Genomic DNA, 25,648 nt, shown 5'->3' with positions numbered 1-25,648 from the left:
GGGATTGCAAGGCGCATATTCTAAACTTGCCTCAAAATACATCTCCATGATTATGGATGAGAGGCGTAGCAACAAAGTTGCTTTTGCAAGCTGCGCCCGTCAGAAATTTGAAACCATTTAGGCCTATTAAGCTTATTAGGCTTAATTAGGCTGAACTTTGCATCTCCCTAAGCATCTGTCATCCCTCAGCAAGACAAAAACCGCTCAACGCAGTTTTCTCTGCTGCCAACTTGCGCCGTACCTGAGCAAGGATATTCTGTTGCCGAGCAGCCAAAAATTTACGGACTTTAACCAACATCAGCTCATCAAGATCACTGTATTTACACATCATCTTGTCTGCTTGATCGTAATCGTGAAACTCACCTAACTGATCTTGCAAAGACCGTAATCGCATCAAAAATTCAGTCTGTTCAGGGAAAAAATGACCTACCTGATAACGTATTCGCTTAATTTTTAGACGCAATTTATGAACCTGTGTATTCTCAATATCTAACAGCACCAATTGCTTTTTCGCTTTTTGAAACTGCTTTTCCAAATCACTTATCTGCGGACGTTTTAGCTGGCTTACCAACGAAAACTCAGCTTGCAATACGTGCGGATACGCTACCAGACACGAGGTAATTTCCGGTAACAGCTCAAGCTGCAAGTCGTTTTTAAATTCATCATCCATCCCACAGCGGATCGCAATCAATCGCGGCTGCACTTGCGCCTCAAGGACTCGCAACTCATCAGGCAAATGCGGCAGCACATCCCATAACAACACATCCAAATCCCGAATTTTATTGCTCGCTTGAATCACTTTTTTAATCCGTGCTTGCGCATAACCCTCTATGGGCAACAAAGACAACAAATGGCGCGTTGTTTGGCGCAGTTTATGCAGCCCTTTCGCTTGAGCTTTGAGCTTCGGCGGCAACTGCAAATAGGCGTTCGCGCAGCGTAACAGCAAATCAACCTGCGATTTTTTATCGATATTCAACAACGGATACACCCCAAGTTAGACAAAAAAGAGTGTGCACATAGTGCCACAAGGACCCTTAAGCAGTTTGACAGACGGATGACAAACTCAAGACAATTTAATAACGGATGCCCATGCATTCGCTTGAAAAATGTTACACTAACCAAATTAACTCAACAGAACCAGAACCTAGAGGGAGATACAGAATAAGCACGTCTTACTCAGTCAAATTCTTCTGTACCTGAAGTCATTTGGACTTATTCTGCATCTGCCTAAAATAACCAAACGAGGACATCATCCATGCTTAATCACGGCGGCAAACGAATGGGCGCGGGACGCAAAAAAGGCAGCGGTGCTTTTGGTGAAGCCACTAAGGTGGTGCGCATTCCCGAATCACAAGTCGAGACCGTTAAACTTTGGCTAGACAACTATAAAGAACACGTCAGTGATGCCAGCTTAGAAAAACTTGACGCAATCAGCGGAATGCTCGAAGAAGCCACGACCACTTTGCCATTGTATAGCCACAAAGTCGCCGCCGGCTTTCCCTCTCCAGCGGATGATTATATTGAAGCCCGTTTGGATCTAAACGAAAAACTAGCGCCTAACTTTAACAGCACTTTTTTGCTCAAAGTACAGGGGGAATCGATGCGCGATGCCGGTATATTCGATGGTGATATTCTGGTTGTTGACCGCAGCATTACACCACGTTCGGGAAAAATCGTCATCGCCGCATTAGATGGGGAACTTACGGTCAAACGCTTAGCAATTCGTCAAGATGGCACCTATCTACTACCTGAAAACCCCGACTTTCCAGAAATCCCTGTGCATAGCGAAAGTGACATGGTGATCTGGGGGGTTGTTACTTCTTGCATCCATCAATTTTGAAAAGCATTTGTCAAAATACGCCTCATTTGACACAAAAAATACGATACGGTAAATAACGTACAATTAGTCAATTTATACGATTTACATAATACGGTTTTCGTACTAACATCTATGGGGTAAACTTTTTTACGTCATCGAATTAAATAAAAGCGAAGATTATTTATGAGCCTAGCAGAACCAAGAAAACCGTTAATTTTATGCGTCGATGACGAACCGCTAAACTTAAAGTTACTGGTTGAATTACTCAGCGAACGCTTTGACACCCGCATTGCCACGAACGGCCAAAAAGCACTTGAACTCGCGATACAACAAAAACCCGATTTGATTTTATTAGATGTCATGATGCCCGTAATGGATGGCTTTGAAACTTGCAGACGGATACGTGAAACACACGACAAGCAAGACCTACCGATTCTATTTATCACCGCCAAAAACCAACCAGAAGACGAAGAGTTTGCGCTAAAAATTGGCGGCAATGACTTTATTACAAAACCCATTAAACCTGGCGTTTTACAAGCGCGTATCGACACCCAGTTGAAACTAAAATATGCACAAGAAAAAATAATTCGCCGTGCTGAAACACTGGAACAGGAAGTCAATCAACGCTTAAGCGAGATTAACCACCTACAAGACAGCACGATTTATGTAATGACTTCTCTCGCCGAGTTTCGTGACGAATGCACCGGCAACCATATTCGCCGTACCCAATTTTATGTCGAAGCCTTAAGTAAAGCGCTGGCCAAAAACCCTGAATTTACTAGCCGCCTGAACGATGAGACCATCGAAGTCATTACCAAGTCCGCCCCCTTGCATGACATTGGTAAAATCGCGACTCCTGATGATATTCTGCTCAAGCCAGGCAAGCTCACATCAGAGGAATTTGCGATTATGCAAACCCACTCAGAGAGAGGTTATAAAATCCTCCAAGAAGCGGCGAATTCGATGGGAGAAAAAGGCCTGTTTTTACAAACCGCGCAAGATATCGCTTTTTATCATCATGAAAAATGGAATGGTTCCGGCTATCCAAATGGCATTGCCGGAGAAAAAATCCCTTTAGCTGCGCGAATAATGGCTATCGCCGATGTCTATGACGCCTTAACCAGTGCTCGCCCTTATAAACGCGCCTTTACTCAAGAAGAAGCCTTTGAGATTATGCACGAAGGCTCCGGAAGCCACTTTCAACCGATTCTTTTAGAGACCTTTTTCACGTTAAAAGAACAGCTCTGCACAATTGCAAATGCTCACGCTGACTGATAACAGGGCAAGGCCTGCACAACAATAAGGCAACACAATTCGTGCCTTTGGAAATTTCCAAATTGGTCATTTAAATTCAATATTTATTCGTTAAAATGACATGAATTAGATTAATAAATAAATTTCGAAATTAAATATCAATAGAGAACATAATGAAAAAAGTTGTTATCCCTGTTGCCGGTCTAGGCACCCGTTTTCTTCCTGCCACGAAAGCGATTCCAAAAGAAATGATTACCCTCGTTGACCAGCCGTTAATTCAGTATGTGGTCAGCGAAGCGATTAACGCTGGATTTACCGACATTATCCTGGTGACTCACTCCTCTAAAAATGCGATCGAAAACCATTTTGACCACAACTTTGAACTGATGACAACCTTAGAGAAAAAAGGCAAAAAAGCCCTGATTGAAGTGGTCGACAATATCCTTCCTAGCGATGCAAACATTATTTCGATTCGCCAACCTGCGCCACTTGGCCTAGGTCATGCTATTTTGTGCGCAGAACCGATTCTAGGCGATGATGATTTCGCTGTGCTGCTACCAGATGTTATTTTGAGCAAAAACACCAACGACCTTGCCAATATGGTATTGGCCTTCCAAACCAGTCGTAAAAGCCAAATTATGGTCGAGCCGGTCGCACCAGAAGACGTTCATAAATACGGTATTGTCGATTGCCAAGGGGTCACCTTTTCTGCAGGCGAATCGGTTGATATGGTCGACATGATTGAAAAACCGAAAAACGAAGAAGCGCCGTCCAACTTATCCATTACCGGACGCTATGTTCTCGACAACCGTATTTTAGGTATTTTACACACCACCCAAGAAGGTGCCGGTGGTGAAATCCAACTAACCGATGCGATTGCCACCTTAATGAAAGAAAAAGGCGCACAAGCGTATCAATTGGCTGCTAAAAGTTACGATTGCGGCGACAAACTCGGTTATTTAAAAGCGACTGTAGAGTTCGCTATGCAACACCCAGAATTGGGTGCCGAATTTAAAGAATGGCTTGCGACGGAGATCAAATGAAGCAATTCAATGCCTATCAACCCCTAAGTATCCTTGCTGAAACTCTGCAACAGACACATCTGAATACACTGTTTGCGTCTAATTCACAGCGCTTTGCCGATTTCCATGTGCAAATGCCCGGCGCTATGTTGGATTTTTCTAAGCAAAAAATCACGCAAGAAGTGCTCGATGGTCTGATTGGCATGGCGGAAGAAGCCAATCTAGCGGATTGGATTAATCGCCTAATCAATGGCGATGAACTTAATCACACTGAAGGCCGTAAGGCTTGGCACACTGCGCTTCGCAATATGAGTGACCCCATACCGGAAGTGGCAGAAGCTTGGCAAAAAATGGCCTATATTGTCGATGAGTTGCATCAAAAACAGATGCGCGGTTATTCGGGCAAAGCCATTACCGATGTGGTCAATATTGGTGTTGGCGGCAGCGATCTTGGACCACTGATGATCACTCATGCACTGGAAATGCAGCAACTGCCGAGCAGCCCACAAATCCATTTTGTCTCGACGCTGGATGGCCGACAATTACAGTCTATTCTGGCTAAAACCAACCCTGAAACGACGCTGTTTATTGTCGCTTCAAAATCATTTACCACGATTGACACCCTCTCCTTGGCAGAAACCGCCAAATCATGGATTTTAAACAGTTGCCAAAACCATTCGGAGGCAATGCGGCACTTTATCGGCATCTCCACCAGCCCAGAAAAAATGGGGGAATGGGGCATATTGCCACAGATGCAACTGGCCTTTTGGGACTGGGTTGGCGGGCGTTTTTCGATGTGGTCGACCATTGGTTTAACCGTTGCGATTCAGCTTGGCATGGACGGTTTTAAACAGATGCTAAAGGGCGCACATGAGGTTGACGAACACTTCCGCAAAACCCCTTTCAGAGAGAATATTCCGGTGTTAATCGGCTTGATTGGTATTTGGAACACCAACTTTTTGAAGCTGGCCGGCCAAGCCATTCTGCCTTATGACTCGCGCTTAAAGCACTTTGCCAGCTATCTGGAACAGTTGGAAATGGAAAGTAACGGTAAACACACTCAGCGCAACGGCGAATTTGTTGATTACCGCACTTGTCCGATTCTTTGGGGTGAAGTCGGCCCGAATGCGCAACACGCTTTCTATCAGCTGCTTCACCAAGGCACCGAACGCGTCATGTCGGACTTTATTCTGTTTAAAGAAGGTCAAGGTTCTGGTGAGCGTGCTGCTTTCCACCAAAACCTGAACATTGCAAACTGCTTAGCACAGAGTCGCGCGATGATGGTCGGACAAGACAGTGACAATCCACACAAACATTATCCTGGCGATCAAGTCTCCAACACCCTATTAATGACCCGCGTTGACGCACATCATCTGGGTATGTTGGTGGCGATATATGAACATAAAGTGTTCACCCAATCGGTTATCTGGAACATCAACCCATTTGACCAATGGGGTGTTGAATTGGGTAAAAAACTCGCGATGGGTATTTTGGATTCGATAGACCGACAAGACGCATCGGAGCTAGACCAATCAACACAAGGTATTTTGCAGCAAATTTGGGAACATAAAGCATGATTATAAACGTCTTTGGCTCAACCATTAGCGGCTTGGTTACCGCCGGCTGTTTGGCCGAAACCGGCAACGAAGTCAAACTTATCGGACAAATTCCGAATGAAATCGCCGAACCCGGGCTGCGCAAACTTCTGCAAAAACAGATCAATAACCAACACCTGACGGTGGGCGATAACCATTACCCCAATGCCGATTTTCATATTTTCGCCTACGGGGATGGCGATTGCTCGCTCGCTTTGCAAATGGCGCAACAGTTAGCAAAAAACAAAACTGACAACAACTGCTTACTGATTCGGTCTAATTTCAGTATCGACATCGCGCGCGAGATTATCGCCGCCGCAGAAATGCCGATCATCATTAACCCAGACTTTGCGGCCGAAGGCAACGCCATTCAAGGCTTTCAACGTCCGGACCGAATCATTATTGGCGCGCAAGACAACGCCGCAATCACCAAATTCCGTCGTCTCATCGCGCCTTTCAACCGCAACCGTGACACGATTATCCAGATGCAACCAGAGTCAGCGATTCTGACCAAATACGCCACCAACGTATTAATTGCCACGCGCATCAGTTTGATGAACGAATTGGCCCTCGTTGCCGAACAGATGCACGCGGACATTGAAGAAGTCCGACAAGGATTAGGCTCTGACCACCGTATCGGCTTTGCCTATCTTTACCCTGGTGCGGGCTTCGGTGGCGCTTACCTAGAACGTGATTTACATCGCGTACAAGAGCTCATCGACCAAACCGGCTCGCAGGAAAACTTACTCCGCTCGGTACACAACATCAACGAACAGCAAAAAGAGTTGCTGTTCCGCAAACTGTGGAAGCACTACCATTGCGACCTGCAAAACAAAAAAATTGCAATTTGGGGAATCAGCTACAAGCCCAATACCAACTCAATTGACGGTGCACCAAGTTTGGTTATGATTAATGCCCTGTTGCATCAAGGCTGCGAATTGCAACTTTTCGACCCCAAGCTCGATGATAACTTCCATCAGTGGATGGATCGCCATCTCAGCAAAGCCCAGCAAGAACGGATTCATATTTGCGAAACCATGTACGATGCGCTGATTGATAGTGATGCGCTCTGTGTATTAACCGAATGGAAGAGCTTCTGGTCACCCAACTTTACGAGCATCAAAGAGTTAATGGCGCAACCGGTCATTCTTGACGGGCGTAATCTTTACGACCGTAGCTGGTTGCTCGACAACGGCTTTAGTTATTACGGCGTAGGACGTTAAGCGCTACACCATCAACTCAGGCACTACCCTGTCATACCCAAGTTAATTACTTGGGTTCCTTTTCCAAAAGAGACTTTCTTTCATGCAAGATTTAAGCGGCTTCAAAGCGTACGACATCCGTGGCGAAGTGCCACGTCAAATGAACCCTGACTTGGCTTATCAAATCGGACGAGCCTTCGCGAGTGAATTTTCACCAAAACACATCGTTGTCGGACATGACATTCGCTTAGAAAGCCCAGAGTTAAGCAAAGCCTTGTGTGACGGTCTGATTGCCAGCGGCGTAGAAGTTTGGCACCTAGGCGTGTGCGGTACAGAAGAAGTCTATTTTGCCACCAGCCATTACCAAGCCGACGGCGGTATTATGATTACCGCCAGCCATAATCCCAAAGGCAATAACGGCATGAAAATGGTTAGCGCCAACTCCAATCCGATCAGCCGAGATTCAGGTCTCAATGCCATCAAACAGCGCATCGAAAAACAGGACTTTGCCCCCTTAAGCACAGAACCCGCCTCGGTCATTGCTAAAGAGGACAAAAGCGCCTACATCGCAAAATTATTAACCTATCTGGACAGAGACAGCATCAAACCGTTCAAAATTGTGGTGAATGCCGGCAACGGAGCCGCCGGGCCAACTTTTGATCAGCTTGCCCGCCACCTGCCTTGCGAATTTATTCGCCTGCAGCACGAACCGGATGGCCATTTTCCAAACGGTGTGCCAAACCCAATGATTCCAGAAAATCGCGCACCAACCCGCGCCGCGATTATCGCCAATCAAGCGGATTTTGCGGTTGCTTGGGATGGCGATTTTGATCGTTGCTTTCTGTTTGACGGTAATGGCGACTTTATTGAAGGCTATTACTTGGTCGGCTTATTGGCAGAAACCTTACTCGCCGATCATCCGGGCGAAAAAATTGTCCACGACCCGCGTTTGACGTGGAACACCATTGAACAAGTACAACAAGCCGGCGGAGAAGCGGTGCAATCCAAAACCGGCCATGCGTTTATTAAAGAACACATGCGTAAAGTCGATGCGCTCTATGGTGGTGAAATGTCAGCACACCATTACTTCAAAGATTTTTTCTATTGCGACAGCGGCATGATTCCTTGGCTGCTGGTGCTCCAACTCATGAGCCGCACTGGACAAAGCCTGCATCAACTGGTTGCCGAACGTGCCGCCGCCTACCCTTGCAGTGGCGAACTCAACTACAAAGTCCAACACAGTAGACAGATTATCGAGGCCGTCAAACAGGTTTTCGAAAGCGACCAGCCGGAAATCGATTTAACCGATGGACTGAGCTTGGCGTTTACTGAATGGCGCTTAAATATTCGCACGTCAAACACCGAGCCGCTCTTACGTTTAAATATCGAAAGCCGTGGCAACCGACAATTAGTCCAAAGCAAAGTCGAACAAATCGAAGCGATTATCCAACGAATCGGATAAATTCAGGCGCATCGACTGCTCAATCGGCAATATTCTGCCTTCACAAAAGGCTTCAGAGTAAAATAGGCGCTCCGTTTATTTGGAGTTGCCCATGCTCAGCTACCTTCACTCATATCACGCCGGCAATTTTGCCGATATACTCAAGCACCTCAATCTGGTGCACGCGCTAGAGTACCTCACTCAAAAGCCAAAACCTTTGACCTACTTTGACAGCCATGCCGGCGCGGGCGTTTATCGCCTGCAAGGCTCGGAAGCTCAAAAAAATCAAGAGTTCGAAAATGGGATTGGCGTAATTTGGGATGAAGACTGCTCGGCCTATCCCAGTTTGGCACTTTATAAAACCTTGGTTCAAGAACTCAATGCGCAAGAACCGGCGGCACTCAACTTTTACCCGGGATCACCGTGGCTAGCTTCTCAACTCCTTAGCGCACAAGACAAATTACAACTGTGCGAACTGCATCCACGCGAGCAGACGCTGCTGCAAAAAAATCTCGGCAAAGACCGTCGGGTAAAACTCTTTTTTAAGGATGGTTTTCAACAAGCTATCGCATCTATGCCGCCGCCGTCACGTCGCGGCCTTCTGTTGATGGATCCGCCATACGAAGACAAACAAGATTACCGCAAAGTTGTCGAAACCCTAGTCGCCTGCCACAAACGGTTTGCCACCGGCAGTTTTGCCTTGTGGTACCCCGTTGTTGAACGCAAAACCATCGACAGATTATGGCGCGACTTTAAAAACAGCGGCGTGCGAAATATTCAAGTGTTCGAGCTCGGTATTGCTCCCGACACCTTAGGCCGCGGTATGAATGGCAGTGGAATGCTTTGGATTAATCCACCTTGGACACTGTTTAACGAAATGCAAAGCACCCTGCCATTTCTTGCGGAAAAACTCGGCAGCGCCAATAAAAACCAAGGTTATTATCGCTGTGAACAACTGGTCGCGGAATAAATCACCGGCAACTTAAGGCAAGCGCCGCATCCACCAAAATGCAAACACAATCAACAGCAATGCGGGTGCAAACGCCACTCCGCCAATCGGCAATTGATAGACCAGCGCCGCATTGCTAATCAACATATTTACCAGCTGAAAAGCCAAGCCAATCACCACACCGAAGAAGATTCGTTGACCAATGCTAACTTGGCGCTGAGAGGCAAATAGCAAAGGAAACGCCAAAATCCACATTGCAAACGCAACAACCGGCATCGACAATTTACGCCAAAAATCCGCCTGATAAGCACTCGCATCGAGTTCATTCTGCTGTAAAAACTGAATGTAATTATGCAAGTCATACAGACTTAAATAGCGACTATCAATATCCAATTTAACTAAATCTTCCGGCATAAAAGGTAACGCGATTGGCTGCTGTTGCACACTTTGTCGATTCAACTGCAAGCGACTAATCGCGAGTTGCCCAGCACTCACTGCCGTTTGTTGCTGCGACAATAACTGCGACAACTGCGCTGGCAAAGGCACATATTGCATTGCCAGCGTCTGACCATTCGGCATCGTCCAACCGCGCGCTTCTTTATACAACAACTTATCACTCACCTGTAGGCTCTGTAATTGACCATTTTTTAGCGTGTAAACACTGACTTGGTGCAATTCATTTTCGGAAATTACCCGCTGAATGTGAATGTAACGCGCACCATCTTTAACCCAAAAACCTTGTGCATTGCCCAAAGAGAGGTTTTTATTTTGCGCCTCGACACGAATTTTTTGCGCCAAGGACTCACTTTTTGGGGCGACAAACTCACCAATTAAGGTCACTAACAACCACATGATCAAGGCCGTTTTGGACAGCGCCATTAAAATCCGCCAAATAGACCAACCAGTCACGCGTAAAATGGTCAACTCCCCGCGATTTGCCAAATTCCCCAAGCCCATTAAAGAACCGATTAATAACGCAATTGGAAAGAGCTCATAAAAATAAGTTGGTAGCTTTAACAACACCGTAAGCAAAACTTTAGCGTAGGTGTAATCACCGGACACGCGTCCCAACTGAGCAATCACCTCAAAAAAGCCGATCAAAGAGACCAAGACAAACAGCACCAGCACACTGTAAGCAAACATAATTCGCCCCAGATAGCGTTCGGTCAAATTCATCATCGCCTCTCCTTATGCTGACTTAAGCGTGTCTTGGCCTTAGCCAAACGCCATGCCTGCCCTTTACGCTGCACCCAAGCAAACACGCCAAAACCGATCAACAAGAACAACCCCGTGATAGGCCAAAGCCCAATTTCTGCCGACCAAAGCCCTTTTTCAAGCGCTTTTTGACCTGCGACCATCGCCTGATTAAAAGCGATAAACAACAAAATGGCGGCAAACATTCGAGCAAAACGCCCTTGGCGTGGGCCGGTTTTAGCCAGCATAAAACCAATTAACCCCAAAGCAATAATCCCCAATGGCATATTCAAACGCCACTGCACTAAAGCTTGCTGCTTAAGATTGTCACTGCCGATTAACTGCCAAGTAAACAGATCCTTATCGCGTAATGGTGTTTGGGCGCTCGACAATTCAGGCAAGAGCCCTTCAAATAACACAAAATTCTGCACTTCGATTGGCTTGCTTTGCGAAGGCACACCGTCCTGCACCGCATAATGCAAATTTTGATAACGCCAACCATTTTGCAAACGCAAAACAATTTGCTCTTGTTGACGTACAAACTGCCCTTGCGGCGCCATCAACAGTAAATCATTCGCCCCGTCTTGATATTTAATCCAGATGTCTTGCAAGCGACCATCGGCGCTAATCGACTTGGCATACAGCACCCCCTTATTATTCGGCAAGGAATTAAACTTACCGGCTTGCAAAGCGGCCACAGGCGACAAGGTTTCGTTTTGCGACAGCGCCTGCCTTTCATACTGCAACGCCAAGGGCTCTAAATAGTTCAACAATAGCCCTGAAAGCAGTGCGAGAGGCACTAAAAAACGCAACAACACCTTACGAAAGTAACTCGGCGCAATGCCGCTTGAATGCAGCACCACCATCTCTTGATCTTGATACAACCGTCCAAATGTGAGCACCACGGCAATCAATACAGACAACGGCATAATCATGCCCAACACATCCGGCAGCCGCAGCAGCAACAACTGGCCAACCAGATTAACCGGCACACGCCCATCCAGAGCACGCCCTAATAACTTGGTCGCCTCACTGCCATAAGTAATCAACAGTAAAACACTCAGTACTGCTAAAAAGGTCAGGATTAACTCTTTGAGGAGCATTCGATCAATTATGCGCAAGCGGGCCACACTATCTGCTGTTGAAAAGGGCTCTATTATAGCGGCTGCCAACAACATAAGGGCAGCCTCGCCGCCGGTAAAACGCATTTTTTATAATTGCACAGCAACTGCTGATATTGTCGAGATTTTATGATTCAATAACCGCAACCCAAGCGCTAAAGGTACGCAATGCGCTTTCCCATGATAAAAAGGAACTTTCATGATGCAAAAAATAGATTTCTCTGCGACGGCAACTCAATCCTGTTCTGGCTTTGACAGCCTTGCGGTGAGTGTTAATGAACAAGGCGAACTGCTGTGTAATGACTTAGCCGAAAAAGCAGCAATCAACATTTTGCTCGACCAACTACAAGCCAATGGTGACTTTAATGGCAAAATCGGCGAAATCGCTATGCTTGCGCTGCCAAACGGTTTAGAAGTCAAACGCCTGTTTTTAATTGGGCTTGGCGACACCATCAAATTAAGCAGCAAAAGTTACCTTGAAGCGATTAACGCCCTTGCCAAAGCGGTCAGCAAAAGCGGCGCTGAAAAGCTGTTGAACGCAACGCACGCCGTGGCGCCACAAGGCCGTAATAGTGATTGGTGCGCACGACAAAACGTCCAAATTTTCCAGCGCAACGCTTATCAATACGCACACCCAAGCCGTGGCAAATTTGCCGCCGCTAACACCAAACTAAAGGCAATGAGCTTTAGCCAAGCGGTTACCCCAGAGGTTATCGCCATCGCACAGGCCACCGCGATGGGCATGGAACTGACTCAAGACCTCGCTAATTTACCACCGAATTTCTGTACCCCTGGGTATTTAGCGCAGACTGCCGAAGCACTGGCCAGCGAATTTGGTTTTCGCGTCAATGTCTTAGAAAAAACACAAATGCTGGAAATGGGAATGGGCTCATTTATGGCGGTGGCGCAAGGCAGTGCAGTACCACCCAAAATGATCTGTCTGGAATATCACGGCGGCGGCGATGAAGCACCGATTGCCTTGGTTGGGAAAGGCGTCACTTTCGACACAGGCGGCATCTCGCTAAAACCGGGTGAAGGCATGGACGAAATGAAATACGACATGGGCGGCGCGGCCACCGTACTGGGCGTCTTTAAGGCATTAGGAGAATTAAAACCCAAGATCAACGTTGTCGGCGTCATTCCGTCAACCGAAAATATGCCAGACGGTTACGCAACCAAACCCGGCGATGTGGTTACCTCTCTTTCCGGACAAACCATCGAAATCCTCAACACCGATGCTGAGGGCCGTCTGATTTTATGTGATGCCCTAACCTACGCACAACAGACGTACCAGCCATCTAAAATCATCGATATGGCAACCTTAACCGGTGCATGTATTGTTGCTTTAGGCAATCACGTTTCAGGGATTCTGGGCAATGACCAAAGCTTAATTGAACAAATCCGCGCAGCGGGTGAAGAAACCTACGACCGTCTGTGGCAACTGCCGCTGGGCGACGAATGGGACGAACAGCTAAAATCGAACTTTGCTGACATGGCAAACATTGGTGGGCGTGCCGGCGGTACAATTACGGCGGCACAATTCTTAGCACGCTTTACCAAAGACATCCCTTGGGCACATTTAGATATTGCTGGAACCGCATGGGTCAGCGGTAAAGAAAAAGGCGCAACGGGTCGCCCGGTACCAGCACTGGTTGAATACCTAACCCAGCAGGCTAAAAACGCGTGACCGACGATAACGCGAGTTCGCACGCTGAACCAAAAGAAGTGCTGTTTTATATCCTCAACAGCACTGAGTTAAACGAACTCGACGCCTTTGTGTGTAAATTGGTCAATAAAATTTACCAACAAGGGCGACGTTGTGACCTGCGTTTTGCCGATCAACAGCAAGCGCAGCGTTTTGAACTGACGTTATGGAACTGGCGTGCGGACAGTTTTATTCCGCATAGCCTAGAGCGCCAAATATCTGCCCCGATTCAACTCTATGCTGACCACATCGACCAGCCATGCCAAGATGTCCTGATTAATCTCCATCCGAATTTCTGTGAGCAACATCAGGCCTATCAACGCACAATTGAAGTGGTTGACCAGTCGGACTTTCTCATCCAAAAAGGACGGCAACGCTGGAGAGATTATCAATCTCGACAACTTGAACCCATTGTACATAAAATCGGTTTTAACTAAGCCTCACCATTTTGTGATGAGTGATGTGCACTCTTGCATCGCCAAATTAAATCACCAATCTGACTGGCCACAATCGCCCTTAAAAGATGATTTCACACATATCCCTAGCCATTATTTCAATCTTGGCTAGGTTTTAAAAAAGCCATTCTCTATAATTAAATCCATTCGCACTTTTCTCCCCTCCACTTTAGAGGCTTTGCTATGGACATTACCAGCCTACTGTCATTCAGTGTTGAACAAGGCGCATCCGACCTCCATCTCTCTGCAGGTCAACCGCCGATTTTACGGATCAACGGCGACATTACTCGTATCGATGCTGCAGACTTTGAAGAAGAACAGCTTCAATTGATGATTTATGACGTGATGAACGATGCTCAACGTCGTCATTTTGAAGCCGAACTGGAATCCGACTTCTCCTTTGAAATCCCTAATTTAGCGCGTTTCAGGGTGAATGTATTTCGTCAGAACCGAGGTATTGGCGCGGTATTCCGTACCATCCCCAGCACCATTCTCACCTTAGAGCAATTAAAAGCGCCAGCAATCTTTAAAGACATCTCCAGCTTTCCGCGTGGCATCGTACTGGTGACCGGCCCGACGGGATCGGGGAAATCAACAACCCTGGCTGCAATGATTGATTATGTGAACAAAAATTTTGCCTCACACATTTTGACCATCGAAGACCCGATCGAATTTGTTCATACCCCAATTTTGAGTTTGATTAACCAACGTGAAGTGCATCGTGACACCAAAAGCTTTAGCAACTCCTTGCGTTCAGCACTGCGTGAAGACCCAGACGTTATCCTTGTTGGGGAGATGCGTGATTTAGAAACCATTCGCCTTGCACTGACCGCCGCAGAAACCGGACACTTAGTGTTCGGTACTCTGCACACCAGCTCGGCTGCGAAAACCATCGACCGGATTATTGATGTCTTTCCAGCCGAAGAAAAAGACATGGTGCGCTCAATGCTATCCGAATCGCTGCGAGCGGTTATTTCACAAACTCTACTAAAAAGTACTGCCGGTGGACGAGTTGCCGCACATGAAATTATGCTTGCGACCACGGCAATCCGTAACCTTATTCGTGAAGCGAAAATCCCACAAATGTATTCGGTCATTCAGACCTCGAATCAACTGGGTATGCTGACACTTGACCAAAACTTAAAACAGTTGGTTGATAACGGCATTATTACCCGTGAAGCGGCACGCTCGAAAGCCGTTAATAAACAGAACTTTACTTAAGAGGTTGGCATGGAACAAGAATTTAGCGACCTACAAAAACTCCTGATTCACTTCTCAGAAAACAACGGTTCCGATCTATTCATTACCGCTGGGCGACCGATTGCTATGAAACAAAACGGCCGTTTGGTGGATTTAACCGAAAACAAAGTCACCCCAGATATGTCGCGTGAACTCTGTTATGAAATCATGAACCACGACCAGCTGTCCACTTTCCAAGCTACCTCGGAAGCAAACTTTGCATACCGCATCACCGGCCGCGCCCGATATCGTGTTAATGTATTTGTGCAACGCGGCTCGCCAGGGATGGTTATTCGTTCAGTACAAACCGAAATCCCCAGTTTTGAGGCCCTTAATTTGCCGCCGATACTTAGGGAACAAGTGCTCAAAAAACGTGGGTTGATTCTGATTGTTGGTGGAACCGGTTCCGGTAAATCAACCACTTTAGCAAGTATGATTGGAGTACGTAATCACGAAACCGAAGGCCATATTATTACCATCGAAGACCCGATCGAATTTGTCCATCGTCACGCTGGCTGCATCGTCACTCAACGCGAGGTGGGAGTGGATACCGACTCTTACGAAAACGCCCTAAAAAACACTTTACGACAAGCGCCAGACGTCATTCTTATCGGTGAGATTCGTGCCAGAGAGACCATGGAGCACGCCATCGCTTTCGCAGAAACTGGTCACTTATGCCTCTCCACACTGCACGCTAACAACACTAACCAGGCCCTTGACCGAATTATTAACTTTTTTCCAATCGACCATAAAAACCATCTTTTACTCGACCTTTCACTTAACTTACGTGCTATTATTTCGCAGCGTCTTATCCCTAAAATTGGTGGTGGAATGATTGCTGCGGTGGAAGTTTTAATTAATTCTCCGCGCGTAGCCGAGCTGGTTTTACAAGGAAATGTCAGTGAAATCAAAGAAGTTATGGCTAAGTCCACCGCGCAAGGGATGCAGACATTTGACCAGCATCTATTCCAATTGTATGAGTCACAACAGATTAGCTACGAAGACGCACTGCGCAACTCCGATGCGATGAACGACTTACGTCTAAACATAAAATTAAACAGTAAATTACCTCTGCCAGAAGCGCTCGGCGGCCCCCTAGCAGGGGGGAACTTTACCCTTAGAGAACAGAGCAAGGAAGAATGAGAGCACAGCAACTCTGGCAAATTTTCGCGTTAAAGCGCCTGCAAAATCCACTTGTCGCTGCATTAAGCAGCGTTTTTATTTTGGCGATGAACCATCAACCCGCTCAAGCGCAAGCATTTAATAGCGAACAGGATTCCGTCAGCCAGTTTTGCACCGAATGGTCTAAAAAACTGCGTACCATTAAATATGATGGCTGCATGAAATTAGACCTGAAAAGCGCCGATGTCCGCTCTCCAGAAAAACGTCTACTCACTTATCGCGAATATCTACCCAGTAAAATCAACGGTCAGACCGTGCCACCTAAAGGAAAAATTCTGTTCATCAGCGGTATTCATGGCGATGAATATTCCGCCATCAGTATTACCTACCTGTGGATGCAGGCAATGCAAAACAATCAAAACCCACGCAATCACCACTGGCTGTTCCTGCCATTAACCAATCCAGATGGCTTGTTTCGGAGTGATCCGGCCACGCGACAAAATGCGAATGGTGTCGATTTAAACCGCAACTTCCCATCCCCTGATTGGGAGCACAGTGCATTAGAATTTTGGGAGCGTTACTACAGTAAAAACGTGCGCCGTTACCCTGGCCCATCGGCCGCTTCAGAGATTGAAACCAAATGGATGGTCAAGACCATTGAGCGTTTTCAGCCGGACGCGATTATTTCCGTGCACGCGCCATACGGATTGCTAGATTACGATGGCCCTGAGCACGCCGTACCCACAAAAATCGGCATACTCACGCATCGCGAACTAGGCACCTTTCCCGGCTCGCTTGGTCGTTATGCAGGCGAGCACTTGCATATACCCGTGTTAACATTAGAGTTGCGTTCGGCAGGCACTATGCCCAAAGAGAGCGAAATTGTTCAGATGTGGCAAGATATTGAAAAATGGTCAAATGAAAAAATCCGCCATTTAGAACGAGATTTCTAATCCAATAAAAAAGCAGCCTATCGCTGCTTTTTTATTGGTTAATAAGGTGTTTAACGAAAAACGTACTTGATTTCAGTCGCTTCGGTGTCTTGCAGAGCAATTCCCCAGCCGCCTTCCATATCCCGCTTCCAGAACTGGTGAACCATCTTATCGTCTTTTGCTGGAAAAGTGACGTAGTACAGATTCTCTTCACTCGGATAACGGTAAATAGAGACCGTCTTCCAATCCAGATTAGGCTGATTATCACCAAGCCAAGCACGCACTTCATCCACCAAATAAACCGAATCGCGATTGAACGTCAGTTGTGAACTGGCTTCATCAACTATTAAAATCGGCGTACTCAACGGCAATTGATAGTCGGTTAATAACTTCTGCATGGCGGTATTATTTAGCACCACACAACCGCGACTCGAACGCGGCGCACGGCTGTAAGTATCGCGCGGCACGCCGTGCAACCAAATACCAGAGCCCGTTTTACCTTGCGACTTGTCCCAACGGTTTGGGTAATTAATCGGCAAAGCACCTACACCGTACAACTCTGGCAGCTGGTCATCCGCAATCATATCGACCACATGATAAACGCCAATTGGGGTGCGACGATCGCCCTCTTTCTGTTTACCCGCGCCCTTCGAACCTACGGTCACATAGTAGTCAGCCAACTGCTGCATCTGACCGTTTTTGTCGGCACCAAACAGGTATAAACGACTATCGGGAATATTCACAATAACCATGTATTTCTGTTGCGCACTTTTTAAAACATAGTGCTCGAAGCCGGAGTTTTTTTGCAGTGCATTTTCCGCAAATTGCCAACGCACTCGCGCTTCGTCTTCTAATTTTGCAATCGTATTCGGATGACTTTTACGATATTCGTCCAGCATGCTTTGCCGACCGGCTTTTAACGCCAATAAATCGGCTTGCATCAACTGAACTAGCTTATAGTTTGGGTGTTCTTCACTCAGTTCGGCAAAGGCACCAACCGCTTGATTTAAGGCCAAATTTTGCATTGCTTGCATACCAGTCAGCAGTTTTTGCTCAACCATCAGCACTTGATCGGCTTGCGCGGCCGCTGACATCGGCACCGCCAAGGCGATGCCAAGTAACAGATTACGGGTTCGCATAAACGACATCCTCTTGAACGATTTTCCAATCGCCACGGTCATTTTTCCAAATCAAGAATTTATGAATGGTATCGTTAAAACGATCTGACTCATAACGCTGATCAAAATCGACACGAACTCGACGGTCAGGCAATTCGGTCAGCTTAAGGTCATCCAAATAAATCTTGATGTACTTTGGATTCTTCACATTGCGATAACGACTTTTTTCCCAAGAAGCATAACTCATCCCGCCTCTAGGCTGAAAGTCATTTTGGTCATAAAAACTTAAATAGCGATTCACATCTTGCGCAGACCACGCTCGACGCCAACTTTCGACCAAACCGTTCACCTCAAATAACGCATTGCTCATTGGCTCAGGAGTCAGCTCGGGTTTGGCAACCGCAACGACCGGCGCTGGCTCGGTGACTTTTTCGGGGGCTTTCTGTGGGGGTTGTTCAACAGAAGAAACCGCATCAGCCTGCGCTAACTCAATAAATAGCCATTCGCCTTGCGGCTGCTTGACTGTGGTTTTTTCAAACACTTTTTTGTAGGCTTGCTGTGCTTGATAGGCGTAAATTTGATTGAGATTATCCAGCGTTCTTGCAACTTGTTTATCCGCCTGCAAAGCGGCATCGAGACGTTTTTGAGCTTCATCATATTGCTTCTTACGCATCAAGACTACAGCCAAATTATTCTCTATGGCGCGCTTCAACTCGGGAGAATTGCTCGGGTTCTTACTGAGCTGGTCCCAAATTTTAAACGCCTGATCCAAATCATTGCTTTTCATCGCTTGCCAGCCCTGCTCGAAAGCTTGTTGCTGTTGCGCGACCGTCATATCCGCGAAGGCCGACGTAGTCGAAAGCAGAGCTAAACTCAACAAGGTAGCGGAGCTTAAGGTTTTCAAAGAGTTATCGACAATGCGAGAAGCAGTATTCATTATGATCCTAAAAGTTAAAATTTCTCAGCAGTTGGCTATTCTAGCCTAAATCACCGACTCCGACCATGCTCGATTTCAGCGTTTTTATCTGATCTCGCAAGGTCGCCGCCGTTTCAAAATCCAAGTCTTTAGCCGCTTGATACATCTGTTTTTCAAGCTTTTTAATTTCTGCACCCAACTGCGATGGCGTTAATTTTTGTGGTGACGCATAAATCCCAGTAGTTTCAGCCGCCTTCTGTTTTTTCGTGGAACTTCCGGCCTTGCTGGCGTAAGGCGAACCTTCAAGAATATCGGTGACTTTTTTATTCAATCCCTGCGGAGTAATGCCGTGCCGTTGGTTATGCGCCAACTGCTTTTCACGCCGACGCTCAGTTTCATCCATGGCCACTTGCATCGAACGGGTTATTTTGTCGGCGTACAAAATCGCCTTACCTTCGACATTACGCGCAGCACGACCGATGGTCTGAATCAATGAACGTTCAGAACGTAAGAAACCTTCTTTATCGGCATCCAGTATCGCGACCAACGCAACTTCGGGAATATCTAAACCTTCACGCAGTAAGTTAATTCCAATCAAAACGTCAAATTCGCCAAGACGCAAATCACGGATGATTTCAATCCGTTCGACCGTGTCGATATCCGAGTGCATATAGCGTACGCGTACATGGTGCTCTTCCATGTACTCGGTCAAATTTTCCGCCATACGCTTGGTTAATACTGTAACCAAAATACGCTGCCCTTTGGCCGCTCGCCAACGAATTTCACCAAGCAAATCGTCTACCTGTGTCAACGCTGGACGTACTTCTAAAATCGGGTCTAAGAGTCCGGTCGGGCGTACAACTTGCTCGATAATGGTATCGGTATGCTCACCCTCATATTTACCAGGCGTCGCCGAGACAAAAATGGTTTGCGGCATCAAGCCTTCAAATTCGGTAAATTTCAGCGGTCGATTATCCATTGCAGAGGGCAAACGGAAACCATAAGTGACCAAATTTTCTTTACGTGATCTATCGCCTTTATACATACCGCCAATTTGCGGAATCGTCACGTGACTTTCATCAATCACCATTAAGGCGTCTTTAGGCAAATAATCAATTAAGGTCGGCGGCGGCTGACCTGGGCCTCGCTGCGATAAATAACGCGAATAGTTTTCGATACCACTGCAGTAACCCAGCTCCAACATCATTTCGATATCTAACTTGGTTCGCTCTTCAAGACGCTGCGCTTCAACCAATTTATGCATCGCACGCAGCTCTTCTAAGCGCAACTTAAGATCGATTTTGACTTGCTCAATCATCTCCAATACCCGTTCGCGCGGAGTAACATAGTGCGATTTCGGATAAATCGTTACCCGCGATGGGCGACTCAACGTCTCACCGGTAAGCGGGTCAAACCAGACAATCTTTTCAACTTCGTCATCAAACAATTCGATACGCACCGCATATTCTTCGGCTTCAGCTGGAAAAACATCAATCACTTCGCCACGCACACGAAAAGTTCCACGCCACAACTCTATGTCGTTTCGCGTGTACTGCATCGCCGTCAGACGCTGCAAAATATCGCGCTGTTTAATGATGTCACCCAAACGCAACTGTAAGATCATCTTAAGATACATTTCTGGATCACCTAAACCGTAAATCGCAGAAACGGTGGCAATCAAAATAACATCTTTGCGTTCTAGCAAGGCTTTGGTGGCGGAAAGACGCAACTGCTCAATTTGCTCGTTGACCGATGAGTCTTTTGCAATGTAGGTATCCGATGCCGGGACATAGGCTTCGGGTTGGTAATAATCATAATAGGAAACAAAATACTCGACCGCATTGTGGGGAAAAAAGCCTTTCATTTCGCCATATAACTGAGCGGCCAGCGTTTTGTTGTGCGCCAATATAATCGTTGGCCGCTGTACCTCGGCAATCACATTTGCAATGGTAAACGTTTTACCCGAACCGGTTACGCCCAGCAAAGTTTGATAGGCTTCACCGGCTTGCAAACCCTCAACCAATTGGGCGATGGCACTGGGTTGATCACCATTTGGTGCATAACTGGAAACCAAATCGAATGTCTTATCACTTTTCGCCACAATTAGTCCTTTTTAACGCCGAGTAAATCCAGTAAAATGCGGCCTAATATTTTTGTAAAAGAGCCAATGATTTTACGCCCCTCCCTAATCCACGCCAATCTCGTCTGGTGTGCGTATTATACAAGCTCGAAAATGTGTGGAGAAAAACAATCGATGAGCATCTTATCTGACCGTGTCAAGCGAGTAAAACCCTCTTTAACGCTTGTTATTACCGCAAAAGCAGGCGAGATGAAACGCGCAGGCAAGGACATTCTTAGCTTAGGTGCAGGGGAGCCCGATTTTGATACACCAGCGCACATTAAAGCCGCTGGAATTGCTGCCATCGAAAACGGTGAAACACGTTATACCGCAGTCGACGGCACAGTGGATTTAAAGAAAGCGATTCAGGCCAAATTTAAACGCGATAACGACATTGACTATCAACTTGACCAAATCTTAGTCTCATCCGGAGGCAAGCAGAGTTTTTACAATTTGTGCCAAGCGGTATTAAATGATGGCGACGAAGTGATTATTCCTGCGCCTTACTGGGTTTCTTATCCAGATATGGCTTTACTGGGTGGCGCTACGCCGGTCATTATCAATGCAGGCATCGAACAGGGCTTTAAAGTCACCGCACCACAGTTGGAAGCTGCGATTAATGCAAACACTAAAATTGTCGTGCTAAACAGCCCATCGAATCCTACAGGTGCAGTCTATACCGCTGACGAACTGCAAACTATTGGCGAGATGCTGGAAAAATATCCACATGTGCTGATCGCCTCAGACGATATGTATGAACATATTATGCTTGGCGATAAAAAATTCACCAATATTCTGCAAGTCTGTCCACAACTTAAAGAACGCACCATCGTTTTAAATGGTGTTTCTAAAGCCTATTCAATGACCGGTTGGCGCATTGGTTACGCTGGCGGGCCTGTGGCGATTATTGCAGCCATGCGTAAAGTACAATCGCAAAGCACGTCCAACCCATGCTCGATTTCGCAAGCCGCGGCAGTTGCCGCACTCAATGGTTCGCAAGAGTGTATCCAAACCATGTTAGTGGAGTTTAAAAAACGCCATCTTTATGTGGTAGAACGTATCAACACCATCCCTGGATTTAAGTGTATCCACGCGGATGGCGCTTTTTACGCCTTTATGAATATTTCAGAAGCAATGCAGATAAAAGGCTTTAAATCTGACGCCGACTTTGCCAGCGCCTTACTGGAAGAAAAACTGGTTGCCGCCGTGCCAGGCTCTGGTTTTGGTAGTGAAGGCCATTTGCGTATCTCATTTGCGACCAGCATGGAAGTGTTAGTTGCGGCTTTAGATCGCATCGAAGCCTTTATGCAAGCCAATTAAACTTTTCACTCAAATCGAGTCAATCAAACCGCTAAACCGTAAACCGTTTTGGCGGTTTTTTATTTATAAAAGACCGGAAATCCATCACTCTAACGCCAAGTAATCCCCAATTGCTGCGCTTGCTCTGCGCTGTAACGCTCGCGCAGAAACACCGCAAAACGAGGCAAACCATACTTGGTATGACCATTATATTGAAAAGTCACCACCGCTCCGATTTGAGGTGGCTGCTGGCGCTGCTGATCACTCAACCCTGAGCCTAGCCGTATGAGGGTACTTTGCTGAAGATTCAACTGTGGAAATAAACGTGCTTTTTGGCGATTGAGTAACACACATTCCAAAGCACCAACGGAATTGGCTAAACGCCCCTTTCCAGCAAGATAACCGCGCACCACGCATTCCGCTTCAGACCGAGGTTTGATTTTTATCGTGGTATGTAAACGTCCTGTTTGAAAAGCTTGCGAAGCATCCCGAACAATAATACCTTCACCACCCAAATCGATAATTTGCTGATAAAACTCCTGCAATTGTCGATACTGGCTCACCGGATACTGCTCCACCGGCTGGATTTTTGATACCGAAAATCGCTGAAGATAGTTTGTTAATCGCTCCATTCGCTTCTGCAATCCTCCAGACGCCTGCGGTACCTCAAACACCTTATAGTATGCGTTAGACCACGAAGGATTAAAAAAAGACGTGGGTTGCAAACTGCTTAACACCATCTGATTCACCTCATCAAAACGGGCTGTACCTAGCCACAGTTCACCATCCAAAGCAAAATCAGGAAAGTCCTTTAAAAAATCTGCCGGCGGAAAAATTTGCTTACCTTGTTTGGTACGTAATGTTTTACCATCCCAAAGTGCACGAACCCCATCGTATTTTCGGCTCATCATCCAATCCGCTTGGCCATAAGCCGCATCATTAAATAAAGTCCGTGCTACCTGAATCTCCATAGCAACCGGTTTAAATACCGCGACCTCTGTGGCCAAACTGGTCGTAGGCAGAAACACAACACTTAAACTTGCACACAACAAAACGCCCAGCATAGCTAGGCGTACTAAGGAACAAAACGGTCGTTTAGTGGGCATACAACTAGACCCTATTGATCACTAAAACGTAAATCTTGCTGGATTCTCTCTAAGGTTTTAGGCCCTACTCCTTTTACCGCCAACAAATCTTCAGATTTTTGACATGGATTCTTCTGACAGTATTCCGCAATGCGTTGCGCCTTGACCAAACCGATGCCCGGCAAGGCACTGGCAATTTGTGCGCTATCTGCACTATTAACGTTCACCGGCGCCGCGTGGATTGCACAAGGCGCTACTCCTAAAACAAAACTAATGATAAATATTGACTTAAGTTTCATAAACCACCTCAAAAATAGAATTATTTATCGTATGAGACTGGTCAAATAATCGACTTAAAAAATATAATCTAGCCAGCCACCATTTAACTTTGTACACTAAAATAAAAACTTTTTTCTTAGAAGTTATTAATCAGACAATACAAAATATATTAATAAAAGCTTTCTAAAATATTCTTATATAAATACTTTTATACCCTGGCACTGGCAGTCATCTAAATAGCCATCCTATAAAGTCAACAATACCGCTACTTTTCCAATAATTAGCATTTCATTATTTAATTAAATAATAAAACTACGTAATTAGTCTTATTGCAGGGATGCATAAAAAAATAAAATATTAGCGATTAAGAATATTAATATTTAATAATTTCACAATATTATCAACAACTTATAACAGAAGAATCCTAAAGAAAACATAAGAAAACTCCGAAATAAGTACTTTTCTGTAAGGTCATAAAAATTTATTAAATGCCTTTAGAGTAAATTTTGTTTAAGGTGTCCACAGTCGCATTAAATCGGAACCAAAATGATGATTCATTTAACCAATCAATTTATATCTAAGCCAAAAAAATGGTTACTCGTCAGCAGTATTGCTTTATTTATGATCCCTTTTTTAACGCAAGCGAATGAGTTCAGTTCAAACGGTATTCAAATTGGCGAAGTTGGGCAGAATGTTTATGATCAACAAGTAATATTGGGTGGCACGGTTATCCCCTTCAAAGAAGTGATGATTACCGCGCAAACCGCTGGTCAAATCGATTATTTAGCAGGGATTGAAGGCGATGTTTTTCAATCCGGTACCTTATTAGTCGCAATCAATGACGCGGCTCTGCGCGCGCAGCGTGAAGCGGCACTTGCACAATGGAATCGCGCACAAGTCGCGCATCAAAATGCGATTACTCAATATAACCGAGAATTATGGTCACCTAAAACCGAACAAGCGATGCCGGGCATGGGACTGCCAAACCTAATGGATCAAATGTTTGCTCGTCCAATGCAAAATCAAATGGGCATGGGCGACAGCGAAGTGAGCAAACGTGCTGATTTAGCCAATGCCTCTGCCGTGGTACAACAATCACAAGCAGAAATCGCGATGATTAAGGCGCAAATTGATGAAATTGATGTGCGTTTAAATGACACTAAATCAACCGCGCCTTTTAACGGCGTTATTGTTGAAAAATTAGTTGAAGCTGGCGACACCGTTCAACCCGGACAACCTCTATTGGTCTTTGCCAAAAGCAATCATTTAAGCATCGAGATTAATGTTCCCGTCAATTTAATGTATGGCATCAATAAAGGACAAATTTTCCAAGCACGCATTGCTAACGGCTCACCGATTCCAGTGCGCGTTGCTCAAGTGTTCCCAATCGCGAACGGTCAACAACACACCGTTAAAGTGAAATTGGATTTGCCTTTAGGTGCGGCAGCAGCACCGGGAATGTATGCCCAAGTGATGGTTCACAATAGCCAATCTCAACAACAAAGTTTTCCAGTGATTCCTAAGTCAGCCGTCGTTCAACGCGGCAGTTTGCCAAGTGTCTTTGTTTACAACCCAGAAAATAACAAAGTCAGTATGCGTATTGTGCGCACCGGACAAGCGTCAAATGGTAACTATTTAAGCGTTTTGTCTGGCTTGCAAAGTGGCGAACAGATTGTTTTGAATCCGCCGGCTGGCATTGTTTCTGGCAGTGTTTTGCAAAACGGTCGTTTACTGACCACGACGCCCTAAGCATCGAACTGAGAACCTAACACTTACGATAAT

22 protein-coding genes are annotated in these 25,648 nt (G+C 46.0%); 14 read left to right on the top strand and 8 right to left on the bottom strand.

Annotated elements, in window-relative coordinates; genetic code table 11:
* Positions 1-178: 178 nt before the first annotated feature.
* Complete coding sequence (locus tag HRR27_RS02990) at positions 179-979, bottom strand: CHAD domain-containing protein (protein ID WP_173270725.1); 801 nt, start codon at positions 977-979, stop codon at positions 179-181.
* A 276-nt stretch (positions 980-1,255) separates the two neighbouring features.
* Between HRR27_RS02990 and HRR27_RS02985 the strand changes: the two genes are divergently transcribed.
* From HRR27_RS02985 to HRR27_RS02955, 7 genes are all read left to right on the top strand, one after another.
* Entirely contained in the window at positions 1,256-1,840 is a 585-nt protein-coding gene (locus HRR27_RS02985; RefSeq protein WP_173270721.1) for a LexA family protein, read from the top strand.
* Positions 1,841-2,002: 162 nt separating this feature from the next.
* A complete protein-coding gene (locus HRR27_RS02980; protein ID WP_173270718.1) occupies positions 2,003-3,094 on the top strand; it encodes an HD-GYP domain-containing protein in 1,092 nt (363 codons plus the stop codon).
* A gap of 152 nt (positions 3,095-3,246) precedes the next feature.
* The gene (galU, locus tag HRR27_RS02975; protein WP_173270714.1) at positions 3,247-4,116 is read left to right on the top strand and encodes a UTP--glucose-1-phosphate uridylyltransferase GalU; all 870 of its coding nucleotides are present in this window, start codon (positions 3,247-3,249) and stop codon (positions 4,114-4,116) included.
* Positions 4,113-5,672 (top strand): glucose-6-phosphate isomerase, encoded by a 1,560-nt coding sequence (gene pgi, locus HRR27_RS02970; protein WP_173270712.1) that lies wholly within the window; start codon positions 4,113-4,115, stop codon positions 5,670-5,672. Before galU ends, pgi begins: the two co-directional genes overlap by 4 nt.
* Positions 5,669-6,913, top strand: coding sequence for a UDP-glucose dehydrogenase family protein (locus HRR27_RS02965; RefSeq protein ID WP_173270708.1), 1,245 nt, complete (start codon positions 5,669-5,671; stop codon positions 6,911-6,913). The genes pgi and HRR27_RS02965 overlap by 4 nt, the downstream gene beginning before the upstream one ends.
* A gap of 82 nt (positions 6,914-6,995) precedes the next feature.
* Positions 6,996-8,354 carry a phosphohexomutase domain-containing protein gene (locus HRR27_RS02960; protein ID WP_173270705.1) on the top strand — a complete coding sequence of 453 codons (1,359 nt, stop codon included), beginning with the start codon at positions 6,996-6,998 and terminating at the stop codon, positions 8,352-8,354.
* A 91-nt stretch (positions 8,355-8,445) separates the two neighbouring features.
* A complete protein-coding gene (locus HRR27_RS02955; RefSeq protein ID WP_173270702.1) occupies positions 8,446-9,303 on the top strand; it encodes a 23S rRNA (adenine(2030)-N(6))-methyltransferase RlmJ in 858 nt (285 codons plus the stop codon).
* 12 nt (positions 9,304-9,315) lie between these two features.
* Here HRR27_RS02955 and HRR27_RS02950 read toward each other — a convergent pair whose 3' ends face one another.
* Entirely contained in the window at positions 9,316-10,461 is a 1,146-nt protein-coding gene (locus tag HRR27_RS02950) for an LptF/LptG family permease (RefSeq protein WP_173270699.1), read from the bottom strand.
* Positions 10,458-11,597, bottom strand: coding sequence for an LPS export ABC transporter permease LptF (gene lptF, locus HRR27_RS02945; RefSeq protein ID WP_173270694.1), 1,140 nt, complete (start codon positions 11,595-11,597; stop codon positions 10,458-10,460). The genes HRR27_RS02950 and lptF overlap by 4 nt, the downstream gene beginning before the upstream one ends.
* A gap of 199 nt (positions 11,598-11,796) precedes the next feature.
* On the opposite strand from lptF, the gene HRR27_RS02940 reads away from it, so the two are divergent.
* From HRR27_RS02940 to HRR27_RS02920, 5 genes are all read left to right on the top strand, one after another.
* The gene (locus HRR27_RS02940; protein ID WP_341829818.1) at positions 11,797-13,284 is read left to right on the top strand and encodes a leucyl aminopeptidase; all 1,488 of its coding nucleotides are present in this window, start codon (positions 11,797-11,799) and stop codon (positions 13,282-13,284) included.
* Positions 13,281-13,739 (top strand): DNA polymerase III subunit chi, encoded by a 459-nt coding sequence (locus HRR27_RS02935; protein ID WP_173270691.1) that lies wholly within the window; start codon positions 13,281-13,283, stop codon positions 13,737-13,739. The genes HRR27_RS02940 and HRR27_RS02935 overlap by 4 nt, the downstream gene beginning before the upstream one ends.
* A 201-nt stretch (positions 13,740-13,940) precedes the next feature.
* Entirely contained in the window at positions 13,941-14,978 is a 1,038-nt protein-coding gene (locus HRR27_RS02930; RefSeq protein WP_173270688.1) for a type IV pilus twitching motility protein PilT, read from the top strand.
* 9 nt (positions 14,979-14,987) lie between these two features.
* Positions 14,988-16,139: a PilT/PilU family type 4a pilus ATPase gene (locus HRR27_RS02925; protein WP_173270685.1), complete on the top strand. Its 1,152-nt coding sequence runs from the start codon at positions 14,988-14,990 to the stop codon at positions 16,137-16,139.
* Positions 16,136-17,071 carry a M14 family zinc carboxypeptidase gene (locus HRR27_RS02920; RefSeq protein WP_243830869.1) on the top strand — a complete coding sequence of 312 codons (936 nt, stop codon included), beginning with the start codon at positions 16,136-16,138 and terminating at the stop codon, positions 17,069-17,071. Before HRR27_RS02925 ends, HRR27_RS02920 begins: the two co-directional genes overlap by 4 nt.
* Positions 17,072-17,121: 50 nt before the next feature.
* Here the strand turns inward: HRR27_RS02920 and HRR27_RS02915 are convergent, their stop codons facing one another.
* Genes HRR27_RS02915 through uvrB form a run of 3 tightly spaced genes read right to left on the bottom strand, consistent with a single transcriptional unit; the run spans position 17,122 to position 21,185 of the window.
* Positions 17,122-18,189, bottom strand: a complete 1,068-nt coding sequence (locus HRR27_RS02915; protein ID WP_173270682.1) for a L,D-transpeptidase family protein — start codon at positions 18,187-18,189, stop codon at positions 17,122-17,124.
* Entirely contained in the window at positions 18,176-19,105 is a 930-nt protein-coding gene (locus HRR27_RS02910) for a L,D-transpeptidase Cds6 family protein (RefSeq protein ID WP_173270679.1), read from the bottom strand. Before HRR27_RS02910 ends, HRR27_RS02915 begins: the two co-directional genes overlap by 14 nt.
* Before the next feature lie 40 nt (positions 19,106-19,145).
* Positions 19,146-21,185, bottom strand: coding sequence for an excinuclease ABC subunit UvrB (uvrB, locus tag HRR27_RS02905; RefSeq protein WP_197905429.1), 2,040 nt, complete (start codon positions 21,183-21,185; stop codon positions 19,146-19,148).
* 153 nt (positions 21,186-21,338) lie between these two features.
* On the opposite strand from uvrB, the gene HRR27_RS02900 reads away from it, so the two are divergent.
* Entirely contained in the window at positions 21,339-22,523 is a 1,185-nt protein-coding gene (locus tag HRR27_RS02900; protein WP_173270675.1) for a pyridoxal phosphate-dependent aminotransferase, read from the top strand.
* Between the two features lie 89 nt (positions 22,524-22,612).
* Here the strand turns inward: HRR27_RS02900 and HRR27_RS02895 are convergent, their stop codons facing one another.
* Positions 22,613-23,608 carry a DNA ligase gene (locus HRR27_RS02895; RefSeq protein WP_173270672.1) on the bottom strand — a complete coding sequence of 332 codons (996 nt, stop codon included), beginning with the start codon at positions 23,606-23,608 and terminating at the stop codon, positions 22,613-22,615.
* 11 nt (positions 23,609-23,619) lie between these two features.
* Complete coding sequence (locus HRR27_RS02890; RefSeq protein WP_173270668.1) at positions 23,620-23,886, bottom strand: ComEA family DNA-binding protein; 267 nt, start codon at positions 23,884-23,886, stop codon at positions 23,620-23,622.
* Positions 23,887-24,412: 526 nt separating this feature from the next.
* On the opposite strand from HRR27_RS02890, the gene HRR27_RS02885 reads away from it, so the two are divergent.
* Entirely contained in the window at positions 24,413-25,615 is a 1,203-nt protein-coding gene (locus tag HRR27_RS02885; protein WP_173270665.1) for an efflux RND transporter periplasmic adaptor subunit, read from the top strand.
* Positions 25,616-25,648: the final 33 nt, after the last annotated feature.

This window comes from Thiosulfatimonas sediminis (genome assembly GCF_011398355.1).
Classification (GTDB): Bacteria; Pseudomonadota; Gammaproteobacteria; order Thiomicrospirales; family Thiomicrospiraceae; genus Thiomicrorhabdus; species Thiomicrorhabdus sediminis_A.
Note: the sequence above shows the minus strand (reverse complement) of the source record. Positions and strands in the feature narration are given on the sequence as shown.